A 13,907-nucleotide genomic window follows, 5' to 3' on the forward strand; every position below is an offset into this window, starting at 1 on the left:
GGCGAAGATATTCCTTTTATAAGCTAAATACATTTATTGTCCTTTATAAAAGGAATAATGCAGCAATTCCATCCCTACGAATGCAAGGGTTTGCCCTCCCCGCTATACTCACTACTCACTTAAAATGCTACATTTGCACAAATTTTTATGACGATGAGTATCAGCTTAGACAACAAGGGAGCAGTGGACTTTAAATCCATCAGACCCGTAGTAAACGAAACCCTGCCCAAGCTGTACATCGAGACTTACGGCTGCCAGATGAACGCCAACGACTCGGAGGTGGTGGTGTCCATCATGCAGCAGCACGGCTACTCGCTTACCCAAGACATGGCGAAGGCCGATCTAATCCTCATCAACACCTGCTCGATCCGCGACAACGCCGAGCAGCGCGTATGGGGACGTCTGGATGTATTTAAGCAGCAGAAAAAGAAGCGCCCTGTGCTTGTGGGCGTAATTGGCTGTATGGCCGAACGCCTCAAAACAAAACTTTTGGAGGAGGATAAGGTGGTTGATATCGTAGTTGGCCCCGATGCCTACCGCGACCTGCCCAACCTGGTGGTTGGCGCCGAAGGTGGACAAAAGGGAATCAACGTGCTGCTCTCGCGCGAGGAAACCTACGCCGACCTTAGCCCCGTTCGCCTCGACCAGAATGGCATAACCGCCTACGTTTCGATCATGCGCGGATGCAACAACATGTGCACCTACTGCGTGGTACCCTACACCCGTGGTGGCGAGCGCAGCCGCGACCCACACACCATTCTGCGCGAAGTTCAGGAATTGGCCGACAACGGCTACAAGGAGGTTACACTGCTCGGACAGAATGTGAACTCCTACCGATGGACCAGCCCCGACAGCGAAAATGGCGATGTAAGCTTCGCCAACCTGCTCGACATGGTTGCCAAGCAAAATCCAACCATGCGCATTCGCTACTCAACCTCACATCCTAGAGATATGAAGGACGAGGTACTTGAGGTAATGGCCGCCCACGACAACATCTGCAAGTACATTCATCTACCAGCACAGTCGGGCAACACCCGCATGCTTAAGATGATGAACCGTGGCTATACCCGCGAGTGGTACTTGGATCGCATAGCAGCCATCCGCAGGTACATGCCCGATTGCGCCATCTCAACCGATGTCATCGCCGGATTCTGCACCGAGACTGAGGAAGAGCATCAGGATACGCTATCGCTCATGGAGGAAGTTGGGTACGAGTTTGCCTACATGTTTAAGTACAGCGAACGCCCCAACACCAAGGCACAGCGCACCCTTACCGACGACATACCCGAAGAGGTAAAAACGCGCCGCCTAAACGAAATCATCGAGCTGCAAAACAAGCTTTCGCTAAAGAGCAACCAAAAGGATATCGGAAAGGTATTTGAGGTGCTGGTTGAAGGGACTTCGAAGCGCTCCAAAGAGGAACTCTTCGGACGAAGCTCGCAGTATAAGGTGGTGGTTTTCCCTCGTAAGAATTACAAAGTAGGAGATCTTGTTAAGGTTAAGATAACTCAAGCCTCCTCGGCTACGCTAAAGGGCGAGCCTGTAGAGTAGAATTGGCTCAACAATATGATAAAGTAAAGCCCCACACCAGTATTGGTAGTGGGGCTTCTTAATTTTTCCAGCAAAAGAATTGCTTTTTCTACTTGCTAAATATGTTTCGATTCTTTGCGTCAAGACAAAGCGCAGCGGCTCCAAGAATGGCAATATCCTGGGTTTCGGTTTGCGAAATCTTTAACCTATCGGCAGCTTCGCGATAGAAGAACGTGCGCACTTGCTCCCACATCGTTTTCTCGAAATAGGGGAATGCCTTCGAAAGAGCTCCACCAACAACAATCAAATCGGGATCAACCGAGTACATGATGGTTTTAACGATGTTTCCCACATCGTAACCAAACTGTTCGAATACGGCTAGAGCAATCTTATCACCGTCTTCGGCTCTTTCGAGGAATGCGTCGGCCTTAATGCCATACTTTTCTTCGAAATAACCTTCGGAGCAGTAGTACTCGTAGTCGTGTTCTTTGTAAGGAATAAGACCGAACTCACCAGCAACGCAGTTGTTTCCAGAGAAGAGATGCCCATTCAAAACAATACCTGCACCAACACCAGTTCCAATGATAAGCCCAACCATGTTGTCGTAAGGGAATCCTTTGCCAAAGTACTTCTCGCCAATAGCAAAACAGTTAGCGTTGTTATTTACGTAAACTGGCACCCCAAACTGCTGCTCCAGAATAGCCTTAAGTTGCACCTTTCGCCACGAAGGAATATTGATTACCTTGTAAACAATGCCCTGCTTAACATCTACCACGCTGGGCACGCCAATCCCAATGCTGCTAACATCAGGAGTCATTGCCTCCTCTATGGTCGATATCAGCTCGCGTAGGATTACCTCTTCTACCTCGCGGTTGTTAATTCTTCGGGAAACCTGTTGTTCGATAACCTCCCCTTTTACACGGCCCACCTGAATGTAGCGACCGCTCATATTTACACCTATATAGGTAGTATTCTCGTCATCACCTGTAAATATCATAGCAAAAATGTATTCGTGTTACAAAATTATCTAAAGCTAGTTCCTCTGACAAAAAGTTCTGTAGGAATAATAATAGTGCTGGCTGTAACCTGCTCGCCATCGCTTAAAAGAACCTCCTCTACCTTTGCTAGCAGCTCATCTGCCATAAGGTTAGAGTCCGCCTCGATGGTAGAAATTGATGGAGAAATGTACATATTATACTCAAAGGCGCCAAAAGCAACCACCGGTATATCGTTAGGAACCGATATATTCCGTTCCTTAAGCCTGTGAACAAGGTGAAGGGCATTCTGCGGGCGTCCAACAATCATCGCATCAGGCGGCTCTGGTAGCGAGAATAAGTATTCAATAGCATACTCAACAGAGCTATGATCGAGGTTGCAGTTAACCACATACTCCGGACGCCATGCACGTCCAACCTTATAAACGGCCTGCTTTATACCTTTCACGATCTCCTCGTAAATATGGCAACGGCGATTCCCCACGATTACCCCTATTCGTTGAGCGCCCCCAGCAATAAGCTTACTTGCGGCCGAAAAAGCTCCTTGGTAGTTGTCGGCTATAATCTTAGGTACTGGAAAATCGAAGTTTACCCGATTGAAGCAAATGAGAGGTATACCTGCATCAATAAGCTGGTTAAAATGGCTATAGTCATTGGTATCTACCGCCGTAGAAAGAACTACAGCCGCAGGTTTTATTTCTATCAGCTTATTAACAATTTGTTTTTCTACTTCCGATCGATTTTCGGTGAAGAAAGCAGACACTATGATTCCCTTAGTCAAAAGAGCGGGTTGTAACTTCTCCAGTGCCGTTCGGTACATTCGGTTGTTAAGATGCGGGCAAACCAGCGCAACTATTTGCCCTAAAGACGTGAGCCTCCTCCCATAATCGGACAAACCTGGCTTATAGCCCAATTCCTTTGCTTTCTTTAGCACCTTTTGCTTGGTGGCATCGCTAATGCGAGGATGGTTGTTTAGCGCACGCGAAACCGTTGAAACAGAAATTCCCAACTCGCTTGCAATATCATCAATGGTAATATCCATTCGTTTCATGCACTGCTCCTTTTGTTTGCACAATTTTACAACAAAAAAGAACAACAATTGCAAATTATTGCTCTGTTTTTATTGAACGAAACCGTACAATGCGTTACCATTGTGCAATAATTTTCACAAACCATCATAAAACGCTATTAAGAAACACTTTAAGGCCAAAGACAGTATTTATATCCTCGGACATCTAACCAGTAGCAAATCGCATTATTTTGCTAATTTAGCCCCCAAATTATTCGCCACATGCGCTACACCAAGCTACTATTCGTCATTCTGCTCTGCCTACTACTTGCCTCTTGCAGCAGCTACAAGGACATTCGTATTGAAAAGGTAACCAACGTTACCCTTAAAGAGTTTAGCGGTTCAACAGCCTATGTTGATATAACCTTGCTGGTAAACAACCCAACCCATAGCAAGGTATGTCTTAGAAAGCTAGATCTCGATATAAATAGATTTGACAGCAAGTTTGCACATGTAGAATCGCTCGAAAAGGTTGAGGTCCCAGCCAAAAGTCAGATAGAAAAGACGGTTCAACTCAAAATTCGTATTTCCAACATTCTTTCTTCCGGGTTTATGCTTCTTACCCGAAAGCTCAACCCAGACGACTTTACCGCAAATGGCTACGTTAAGGTTAGTTCGTTCCCTTTCTCCAAAAAAATCAAAATTGAAAATCAGAAACTGAGCAAATCAATAAAAGGCCTAGATAGCATTCTAACAACATCGCGAAAGCAGTGATTGTAGCAATTCTTAACAATTAACTTTGCGTAGTTTACTGGTTTGAATTTACTACCTTTGCAGCCATAAAGGTCTTCAAAACAAGCGAACAGGATATCCCAAAATGAAGAAAATTATTGCCGTAATTGCGATTTTGATGGCGGGTTACTTAAAAGGTTACACGCAAAACCTAACCGTTTCCTCCGACACTACTCAGCGAGTTGTTTTCTACAATATATACTCTGATATAGCACAGCCAGGGCCCAATGAAGCAACAGTCAAGCTTAATCAGCCTGCATTTCTAAAACAAGCGGTAGCCCAAATGGCTGTGAAAAACGAACGAACTTTCACCCAAAACGGCTATCGAATAAGAATTTTCTCCGACAACAAGCAAAATTCTAGGCAAGAGTCGGAAGCGCTGGTGCTACAGTTCGAGGCAAAGTATCCTAGCGTTAAAGCCTACCGATCGTACTCAAGTCCATACTTTCGCGTATCTGTTGGAGATTTCAGAACATTAAACGAGGCTAAAGCCTTTCTCGAAGTTGTTAAAATAGAGTACCCCAAAGCATATCCTGTAAAGGAAAAAATAAACTTCCCACCCTTGTAGTGGGATTTTTTATTTGTTGAAATAGAGAGAACACACAATAACAAACAGCAAACTAGTTGAAAGATGAGCGATCAAATTAAGCACGAGTGCGGCATAGCCCTTATACGCCTACGTAAGCCGTTGGAGTACTACAAGGAGAAATACGGCTCGTGGACTTATGGAATCCAGAAGTTGTACCTAATAATGGAGAAGCAGCACAACCGCGGACAGGACGGCGCCGGCGTTGCCAGCGTAAAGATTGACCTTGCCCCCGGGAAACGCTACTTCGACCGCTATCGCTCCAACCAATCGACCCCAATAAAGGATGTATTCGACAATATTCGTCAAGGAATTGCCCATGCCGATAAGTCGCTTGTAACAGACCCTAGTTGGGCAAAGGAAAATGTCAACTTTGCAGGAGAGCTGTACCTTGGTCACCTGCGTTACGGCACCTTCGGTAACCACTCCATCGACTTTGTGCATCCGGTGATGCGCGCCAACAACTGGCGTAGCCGTAGCTTGGTACTGGCCGGAAACTTCAACCTTACCAATGTTGATGAACTCTTCAACCGCCTAGTTGAACTTGGGCAACATCCAAAGGATTTTACCGATACCGTTACCATCCTCGAGATGATGGGCTTCTTCCTCGACGAGGAGAACCAGATGCTCTTCCGCAAGTACAAGAACGAAGGTTTCAACAATAAGGAGATATCTAAGCTAATCGAATCGAACCTAGATGTTCGTAAGGTTCTTGAAATTGCTACAAAAGATTTTGACGGAGGCTATGCTCTTGCAGGCCTAATTGGGCATGGAGATGCCTTTGTTGCCCGCGACCCTTGGGGCATTCGTCCAGCCAACTACTACATCGACGATGAGATTGTGGTGGTAGCCTCAGAGCGCGCCGTTATCCAAACCGTGATGAACGTTCCTGCCGCTGAAGTTCACCAAGTGAAGCCAGGAACTGCGCTTATAATCCGTAAGAATGGTGATGTTTCACTCGAACCGATACGTGTACCACAGGAGCGCAAATCGTGCTCTTTCGAGCGCATCTACTTCTCGCGCGGAACAGATAAGAACATCTACCTCGAGCGCAAGGGCCTAGGTGCTGGCGTCGTTAATCAAGTGCTAAAGGCTGTTGACTACAATCTAAAGAATACCGTATTCTCGTTCATTCCCAACACTGCCGAAACCGCTTTCTACGGGCTTGTTGAAGGTGTTGAGAAGTATATGGCGGAGCAGAAAAAGCAGCAGATTATTGAGGCAAACGGTAACATTACCCAGGAGAAGCTTATTGAGATCATCTCCGAGCGCCCACGCATCGAGAAGATTGCCGTGAAGGACGTTAAGCTACGTACCTTCATCACGCAGGACGAAAACCGCGACGACATGGTTGCCCACGTATACGATATCACCTACGGTACGGTTAACGCTGGTGTAGATAATCTAGTAATTATTGATGACTCCATCGTTCGAGGAACCACACTACGCCAGAGCATCCTGCGCATGCTCGACCGCCTCAACCCTAAAAAGATTGTGGTGGTAAGCTCAGCGCCTCAGATTCGCTACCCCGACTGCTACGGCATCGACATGACAAAGATGGGTGACTTTATCGCCTTTACGGCCGCTATCGAACTGCTTAAGGATGCCGGAAAAACGGATGTTATCGATGATGTTTACCAGCGCTGCAAGGCACAACAATACCTTCCAAAAGAAGAGATCATCAACCACGTAAAGGATATCTACCGTCCATTTACCGACGAGCAGATATCCGCCAAGATTGCCGAAATTCTTCGCCCTGCCGATATGAAGGCAGACCTAGAGATCGTTTACCAAACGGTTGAAGGACTTCACGAGGCTTGTCCAAACGACCTTGGCGATTGGTACTTTACCGGCAACTACCCCACCGATGGAGGTAACCGCGTTGTAAACACCGCGTTCATCAACTTTATTGAAGGGGTAAACAAAAGGGCATATTAGGATTCGTAGGGGTAGATAATCATCTACCCGAATATTTTATAGGGGCAGATAATTATCTGCCCCTACGTTATTGTAATAGATAAAAATTTGGTTGCATAATCGGCGAAATAGAATATTTGCAATGCCAGTCCAAACGCATTACTTTTGCCAATCAAATGTAAAAGACACACGTCATGTTTCAACAATACTCTGCTAAGGTGGACCGATTTGGAAGCGCCTACGCGCTCTTAGAGGCTACCGAAAAGGATAAAAAGGTAACCATAGAGTACTACCTCATTTTTAAAGATGGCGAAACGCCCTCTATTAAAGGTGGAGTGCTGGAGGTGGAAGCAGTACTGGATCAAACGCTGGAAACCTACGTTAATGAGCATGTGGAAGAATCGCTACCCTACATGATTCTACGCTACCTAGTAGACAACCATCAACCTTCAGAGCTAGAGAATCTGCCCGAGGTTGTTTTCGCCGAGGACGCCAACGCTATTGCCACCATCAAGGCTAACTTCCCCGATTATGCAAGCATGATTATCCAGAAAAGCACCTCAAAAGCGATTAAGGAGGCTCTTGCCTAATAAATACGAGACGCTATTAGCGTCTCTTTTCATATTACACCATCTAAACTCAATACCCTAAACACCATGAGATCATTATACCACTTACGAGGGTGGCTGCTGCTTTTGGCAATCCTCCTTCTCTTCTCTTCGGCAGAAGCTAAAAAGAGAAAGACCATCAAGGTCCTGCAGTTTAACATCTGGCAGGAAGGGACTGTAATCCCTAACGGATACGAGGCTATTGCCGACGAGATTGCTCGTACCGATGCAGACTTCGTTGCCCTAAGCGAAGTGCGCAACTATAAGGGCACCCGCTTCTGCGACCGTATCGTCGAATCGCTACGCAAGCGAGGCAAGACCTACTACTCCTTCTACAGCTACGATTCGGGTATCTTGAGCCGCTACCCTATTGTCGACAGCGCCACCGTATTTCCCGAAAATGATGACCATGGCAGCATCTACAAAGTAGTAGCCGATATGGGCTCACACAAGGTTGCCTTCTACACCGCCCACCTCGACTATCGCAACTGTGCCCTCTATCTCCCACGCGGATACTGCGGAACAACGTGGAAGAAGTTACCCAAAAAAGTAGACAACCTCGACACCGTCCTTTTCGACAACGCCGCATCGCAAAGAGTTGCTGCCATTCGATTATTTATTGAGGATGCCCAAAAGGAGATTGCCAAAGGACATTTGGTAATGTTGGGCGGCGACTTCAACGAGCCCTCGCACCTCGATTGGATAAAGGCCAACCGCAACCTGTACGACCACAACGGGCTTGTAGTACCCTGGCATGTTACCAAACTACTCGAAAAGTCGGGCTATAAGGATGCCTACCGCCAGCGCTATCCCAATCCGGTAACCCACCCCGGTTTTACCTTCCCTGCCGATAATCCTTTGGTGGACATCAAGAAGCTGGCATGGTCGCCCGAGGCAGATGATCGCGATCGCATCGACTTTATCTTTTACCATCCATATAAAGGCCTAAAACTAAAGGATGCCGTAATCGTCGGACCTCAAGGATCTATTTGCAGGAATAAGCGTATAGTGGAAACCTCGAATGATAGATTTATAAAGCCTATGAATGTTTGGCCAACCGACCACAAGGCGGTAATGGCAACCTTCTTCCTTGCCCAATAGAAACAATACAGACAAATAGCAAACATCCCCAAGCGGTTCTGCCACTTGGGGATGTTCCTTTATATCCTGTTGTTCTTGTTACTTGCCCTTAACCCTTAGCACAACGATACCGTGCTTTGGAATATCTAACGAAAGTTTTCCGTTGATTACAGAAACGTTTTTATGCTGCCAAACATCACGAGCCTTTGACACTCCGTTTATTCCCAAATTCGCAAACGAAAGCGTGTAGGTTGCTGGATTATCGCCTCTATTTAGTACGGCAACGGCAAACTCCTTCTTGGCGGCCTTGCCCAACGGCTTCACCCAAACCTCAACGGAGCCCTCCTTTAGCTTGCGCTCAGCCTGAATGCAAGCCTCATCCTGATGGATGGCAATCATCTCCCTGTTGGTAAGGATTTCGATGGTCTCCTTGCTCATGGTGCGAAGATCGTTGCCAGCTAATAGCGGAGAGAGCATCATGCACCACATGCTAAAGTGCGACTTATCCTCGTCGTAGGTCATTCCTCGGCCAACCTGAAGCATGTCCATGTCGTTGAAGTGCCCGGGCGATGCGTACTTTGCCAAATCGGCATTCAGGTCGATGATATGGCTGATGCTGCCCCATTTGGCGTCGATATCGCCAGAGATGCGCCACGAGTCAGCCTCCTTAACGGCCCACTCGCCGGGAAACTGCCAACGACATATGTTGAAGATAATATCCTTTCGGATGCTTCTAACCTCCTTTATGATGGCAAGATATTCGGTCTTTTCATCTAGCTTTTGTTTTTGACCGCCGCACCAGTCAACCTTAAGGAAGTCGTAACCCCACTGGTTGAAAAACTGATTGCAGTCCTGCTTGATGTAACCATATATGCCTACTCCGATACCATTCTTGTCGTTATCCCAGATAGAGCCGCAGGTGTTAGATCCGGCATCGGTGTAAATTCCAGCCTTTAGCCCTTTGCTGTGGATGTAGTCGGCTAAGGCCTTCATCCCGCTAGGGAACTTGATGCTATCGGCAAAAAGGTGCCCCTGCGCATCGCGACCACCAAAGTAGCCATCGTCGATATTTACATACCGGTAGCCCGCCTTTACCATACCGGAAGAAACCATCGCATCGGCCTGCTCGCGGATAAGCTGCTCGTTAATATTTACACGGAAGTTATTCCAGCTACTCCATCCCATAATCGGGGTTTTGGTCTTCTGAGCCCAAAGACCCAGCGAAATAAGCGCGCATAGCGCAGTAATGTATGCTCTCTTCATCACCCTGCTCTTATCTATTTGTAAATTCTAGGGAATAATCATCCCGATTGTGCAATTTATCCCTAAGGGATGAATAAAAAAAGAGATGCCAACTCGCATCCCTCTTTTTTCTAATATCTAAATTCTAGCGACTAACGTCTTCCCCCTCTAGTTCTTCCTCTCAATCTCCCTCAAGTTCTCCATCTTCTTTACCTCTAGGAAGTACTTGATGTCGCCCAAGTGCTCCTTTACGCGCTTGTTGCCGAACTCGTACACCTTGCTTACGAGGCCGTCGAGGAAGTCGCGGTCGTGCGAAACTACGATGAGCGTGCCGTCGTAGTCCTTGAGGGCTTCCTTAAGGATATCCTTCGTTTTTAGGTCGAGGTGGTTGGTGGGCTCGTCGAGGATGAGGAGGTTGACGGGCTCCAGCAGCAGCTTAATCATAGCCAAGCGGGTGCGCTCGCCGCCCGAAAGCACCTTTACCTTCTTGGTGGAGTTGTCGCCGCCGAACATGAAAGCGCCCAGTATATCTTTTATTTTGGTACGGATGTCGCCCTTGGCCACATCGTCGATGGTTTGAAATACGGTTAGCTCCTCATCGAGAAGTGAGGCTTGGTTTTGGGCGAAGTAGCCGATCATCACGTTATGACCAAGCGTTAGCGTTCCCTCATGGTCTATCTCCTTCATGATGGACTTCACCATGGTAGATTTACCCTCGCCGTTCTTGCCCACAAAGGCCACGCGCTCGCCGCGCTCGATGGTGAACGAGGCGTTCTGGTACACCAGATGGTCGCCGTAGCTCTTGCTAACGCCCTCGGCAATTACGGGGTAGCTACCCGCACGAGGCGATGGCGGAAACTTGAGGCGAAGCGCCGAGGTATCCTCCTCGTCGATCTCCACCAGCTCGAGCTTCTCGAGCATTTTTACGCGCGACTGCACCTGCAGCGTTTTGGAGTAGGTTCCCTTAAAGCGCTCGATGAACTCCATGTTGTCGGCAATCATCTTCTGCTGATCGTCGTACTGCTTCTGCTGCTGCTCGCGGCGCTCCTTGCGCAGCTCCAAATATTTTGAGTAGTTTACCTTGTAGTCGTAGATGCGGCCCATGGTTACCTCGATGGTGCGGGTGGTGATGTTGTCGACAAAAGCCCTATCGTGGCTGATGACGATTACCGCCTTGGCGCTGTTGATGAGGAACTCCTCTAGCCACTGAATCGACTCGATGTCCATGTGGTTGGTGGGCTCGTCGAGCAGGATGAGGTCGGGCTTTTGCAGCAGAATCTTGGCCAGCTCGATGCGCATGCGCCATCCACCGCTGAAGTCGCCGGTTGGACGGGTGAAGTCCTCGCGGACGAAGCCCAAGCCGAGCAGGATCTTCTCCACCTCGGCATCGTAGTTGATATCCTCGATGGTGTAGAACTTCTCGCTGAGGGTTGACACCTCCTCAATCAGGCGCGAGTACTCGTCGCTCTCGTAGTCGGTGCGAACGCCCAGCTCGTCGTTGATCTCCTGGATGCGGCGCTCCATCTCGTGGATGTTCGAATAGGCCAGCGAAGCCTCCTCGAACACGGTGCGCGTGTTCTCGGTCATCAGGTGCTGGGGCAGGTAGGCGATAACGGCATCCTTGGGGGCAGAAACGCGTCCAGCCGATGGCTGACGGGCACCTGCCAGTATCTTTAGAAGGGTAGACTTTCCGGCACCGTTCTTCCCCATCAGGGCAATGCGGTCCTTCTCGTTCACCACAAACGTCACATCCTTAAACAGGGTTGTTCCCCCAAACTCTACGCTAAGCCCGTCCGCTGCAATCATCTCTGCTATTTAAATTTGAGGCGCAAAGATAGAAAAACGGATCGCGGATGAAACGGATTAGGCGGATTTACACAGATTTTAAGTGAACCACGAAGGGTGCGCCTCGGCTTCGCTCGGCGACCGCCGAGCAAAGCCGAGGCGGTTCTACTAAAATGCGCTACAAAAAAGGCAACGCCTACCAGCGCTGCCTTTTGCTATCTAGCCTTTCGAAGCCGTTATTTCCTTAAGCTTCTGGGTAAAGAACGCCTTGGTGGCAACCTTTCGCCCATCGGAAAGCTTTATATGGTACTCCTCGCCGCTGAGGTACGACTTGGAGCCAACTACCTCGATAAAGTCTTGAGCCGTTTTCACCCGGCTACCGGCCTTTCCCCACTTCATGCGGAGGTGCTCGGCTGCTTTTGCGGCATCGTAGTACGAGCCGTTGCGGTAGAACTGCGCGCCCTTTAGCTGCTGAACGGACTGGATTAGCAGCTCTATTTTCTGATTTTCCGTAAGCTTAACTTGCGCCTTCGCAGGATTTGCCAGCAGCACAGCAAATAGACCGATTGCAGCAATAAACATCGTTTTTATACTCATAGGATATCGCTATTACTCTAAATGATTGCGCACAAATGTAAGCATCTCGAATTAATACCCCTATTTCAGTACCGGTTAATTACGGGTAAATCTTTCCTCGAAATGTCAAGCCGTGCTCTTACGGAACCGAGAAACCAACCTAATCGCAGCGGCCTCGTCGGCTCCAGATGTGGCAAATAAAGCCAACAACCGAAGCAGCTCCAAAGCTGATAGGTTCGACAAGTGAACCGTCGTCGCTCTTAATGTAGGCCAACAGAGCAAGCCCTGCCCAACATATGCCTGCAATTAGATATCCATTTCTTGTAACCCACCTCCAGATAGGATCGGTAATCCTTAAAAACGACGAGTAAATCTTCCAGAACATATTGTGATACTTTTACTATTCACCCTAATCCCTATAGCCACGCTTGTACTTGATGTGGCGGATGAGGAAAACAATCGAAGCAATACCATAGACTACCAGATCGAGGTGCTTTTCTTCATTCCATCGGAGGATGTACTTTACCGTCAAAGTGCCAAAGCAGATAAAAGCTATAATATTCCCATTTTCTTTCCACCCTTTTTGCAGCGGAACGGCTAGGGCTTTAAGCTTTACGTGTATTTTTCTAAACATGGTTTAAGAGGTTTTACGGATTGGTTTTCTTGCTAAACTTTCGGTAGATAAATCTTACAAAACAGATGGTGCAGAGCACCGAAAGCAGCCCCCAAATCGTGAGGTTCACCCAATTCTTCGGATCGTACTGAATGAGGTACTTTACGGTAAGCGCCCCTGTTGCAACAGCTACTGCAAGGCTTCCCCAGCCATCGAAGAGCAAGGAGGTGGTTGGTTTTGATTCTTTTTTAATTTCCATTTTGTATATGTTATTAAATGCACCTCCAATATTAGCAAATTACAGAAGCTTAACCAAAAAAAGGCTTTCTTTTTCACGGTCACCCCCCCAATCGTCGGTTGCTCCCCCTCGCGAATTGCTAGAGGCAACAAAGCCGAAGGTAGCCGCTACTAAATCGGAGGTAAAAGCCACTAACCCGAAGGCTCAACCCTCAACCGCATTGCTCAAATCCTCGACGTCGTACCTGCCAAGTAGTAAAAATAACCTCCCGATGTATTAAAATACCCTTTCATGTAATTTTACTACACTTTGAGAGTAGACAACTCCGCTTTTGAGATATATTTATTACTTGCTATAATATTTTTATTACCCAGTAGCGTATTATTATTACTTGGAAGCGTATTATAATACCCTGCCATGTTCGAAAAAGTTGTGCTGAGCCTCGTTAAAGTAGCTCCGAGGAATATCATCCTCGGTTTTTAGAGGAATTTTTAAAGTCCGAAAATAATACGCTAAATTAGAGGGCCTAACAAATACTTAACCGATATGATAAAGCTTAATATCGAACGGATGATTCGGATGCGGGGCCACGGCAACCCGCTCCATTACCTGCAAGAGCAGGGGTTTTCCTACCGAGCATGCTACATCATGCTTAAAGGATCGGTAACGCTGGTAAAGTTTAACCAGCTCGAACACCTGTGCCGCCTGCTGCACTGCACCCCCAACGACCTGTTGGAGTGGACCCCAAAAGAGGAGACTCCCGAGGAGCTGTCGCTGCCGCTGGCCAAGCTCCTCCGAAGGGGTACCTACAGTCCTCTAGTAGGCGCCATTCAGGGCATCCCGCCCAGCAAACTCGACAAGGCGCTGGAGCTGCTCAAGAAGCTTGGCGAGGAGGAGTAATCAAATAAGAAACACCCGCCGAAGCTGCTCGACGGG

The 13,907-nt window shown here is 47.9% G+C and carries 15 protein-coding genes; 7 read left to right on the top strand and 8 right to left on the bottom strand.

The genetic code is table 11. The features are described 5' to 3' along the window. The first annotated feature begins 153 nt into the window (after window positions 1–153). Complete coding sequence (miaB, locus tag CLV25_RS13645) at window positions 154–1,551, top strand: tRNA (N6-isopentenyl adenosine(37)-C2)-methylthiotransferase MiaB (RefSeq protein ID WP_394345245.1); 1,398 nt, start codon at window positions 154–156, stop codon at window positions 1,549–1,551. 88 nt (window positions 1,552–1,639) lie between these two features. On the opposite strand, the gene CLV25_RS13650 is transcribed toward miaB, so the two are convergent. Both CLV25_RS13650 and CLV25_RS13655 read right to left on the bottom strand, forming a co-directional pair. After that, the gene (locus CLV25_RS13650; RefSeq protein ID WP_131840223.1) at window positions 1,640–2,527 is read right to left on the bottom strand and encodes an ROK family protein; all 888 of its coding nucleotides are present in this window, start codon (window positions 2,525–2,527) and stop codon (window positions 1,640–1,642) included. A 26-nt stretch (window positions 2,528–2,553) separates the two neighbouring features. Further along, window positions 2,554–3,576 carry a LacI family DNA-binding transcriptional regulator gene (locus CLV25_RS13655; RefSeq protein WP_131840224.1) on the bottom strand — a complete coding sequence of 341 codons (1,023 nt, stop codon included), beginning with the start codon at window positions 3,574–3,576 and terminating at the stop codon, window positions 2,554–2,556. Window positions 3,577–3,816: 240 nt separating this feature from the next. Between CLV25_RS13655 and CLV25_RS13660 the strand changes: the two genes are divergently transcribed. The 5 genes from CLV25_RS13660 (at window position 3,817) to CLV25_RS13680 (ending at window position 8,538) form a co-directional block, all read left to right on the top strand. Next, window positions 3,817–4,308, top strand: a complete 492-nt coding sequence (locus tag CLV25_RS13660) for a hypothetical protein (protein WP_131840225.1) — start codon at window positions 3,817–3,819, stop codon at window positions 4,306–4,308. A 103-nt stretch (window positions 4,309–4,411) separates the two neighbouring features. Beyond that, window positions 4,412–4,894 (top strand): SPOR domain-containing protein, encoded by a 483-nt coding sequence (locus tag CLV25_RS13665; RefSeq protein ID WP_131840226.1) that lies wholly within the window; start codon window positions 4,412–4,414, stop codon window positions 4,892–4,894. A gap of 63 nt (window positions 4,895–4,957) precedes the next feature. Further along, window positions 4,958–6,850, top strand: a complete 1,893-nt coding sequence (locus CLV25_RS13670) for an amidophosphoribosyltransferase (RefSeq protein ID WP_131840227.1) — start codon at window positions 4,958–4,960, stop codon at window positions 6,848–6,850. A 173-nt stretch (window positions 6,851–7,023) separates the two neighbouring features. After that, the gene (locus CLV25_RS13675; protein ID WP_131840228.1) at window positions 7,024–7,419 is read left to right on the top strand and encodes a hypothetical protein; all 396 of its coding nucleotides are present in this window, start codon (window positions 7,024–7,026) and stop codon (window positions 7,417–7,419) included. A 66-nt stretch (window positions 7,420–7,485) separates the two neighbouring features. Further along, the gene (locus CLV25_RS13680; protein WP_131840229.1) at window positions 7,486–8,538 is read left to right on the top strand and encodes an endonuclease/exonuclease/phosphatase family protein; all 1,053 of its coding nucleotides are present in this window, start codon (window positions 7,486–7,488) and stop codon (window positions 8,536–8,538) included. Window positions 8,539–8,616: 78 nt separating this feature from the next. On the opposite strand, the gene CLV25_RS13685 is transcribed toward CLV25_RS13680, so the two are convergent. From CLV25_RS13685 to CLV25_RS13710, 6 genes are all read right to left on the bottom strand, one after another. Then, window positions 8,617–9,780: a glycoside hydrolase family 27 protein gene (locus CLV25_RS13685; protein WP_131840230.1), complete on the bottom strand. Its 1,164-nt coding sequence runs from the start codon at window positions 9,778–9,780 to the stop codon at window positions 8,617–8,619. Between the two features lie 147 nt (window positions 9,781–9,927). Then, window positions 9,928–11,565: an ABC-F family ATP-binding cassette domain-containing protein gene (locus tag CLV25_RS13690; RefSeq protein WP_131840231.1), complete on the bottom strand. Its 1,638-nt coding sequence runs from the start codon at window positions 11,563–11,565 to the stop codon at window positions 9,928–9,930. A gap of 198 nt (window positions 11,566–11,763) precedes the next feature. Next, on the bottom strand, window positions 11,764–12,141 hold the full coding sequence (locus CLV25_RS13695) for a DUF5329 family protein (protein WP_131840232.1): 378 nt from the start codon (window positions 12,139–12,141) through the stop codon (window positions 11,764–11,766). A gap of 139 nt (window positions 12,142–12,280) precedes the next feature. Continuing rightward, entirely contained in the window at window positions 12,281–12,505 is a 225-nt protein-coding gene (locus tag CLV25_RS13700; protein WP_131840233.1) for a hypothetical protein, read from the bottom strand. A 24-nt stretch (window positions 12,506–12,529) separates the two neighbouring features. Further along, entirely contained in the window at window positions 12,530–12,754 is a 225-nt protein-coding gene (locus CLV25_RS13705; RefSeq protein ID WP_131840234.1) for a hypothetical protein, read from the bottom strand. 13 nt (window positions 12,755–12,767) lie between these two features. Next, window positions 12,768–12,992, bottom strand: a complete 225-nt coding sequence (locus tag CLV25_RS13710; RefSeq protein WP_131840235.1) for a hypothetical protein — start codon at window positions 12,990–12,992, stop codon at window positions 12,768–12,770. 525 nt (window positions 12,993–13,517) lie between these two features. Between CLV25_RS13710 and CLV25_RS13715 the strand changes: the two genes are divergently transcribed. Continuing rightward, window positions 13,518–13,871 carry a helix-turn-helix domain-containing protein gene (locus tag CLV25_RS13715; RefSeq protein ID WP_131840236.1) on the top strand — a complete coding sequence of 118 codons (354 nt, stop codon included), beginning with the start codon at window positions 13,518–13,520 and terminating at the stop codon, window positions 13,869–13,871. Window positions 13,872–13,907 lie beyond the last annotated feature (36 nt).

It is taken from the genome of Acetobacteroides hydrogenigenes (genome assembly GCF_004340205.1).
In the GTDB taxonomy this organism is placed as follows: Bacteria; Bacteroidota; Bacteroidia; order Bacteroidales; family ZOR0009; genus Acetobacteroides; species Acetobacteroides hydrogenigenes.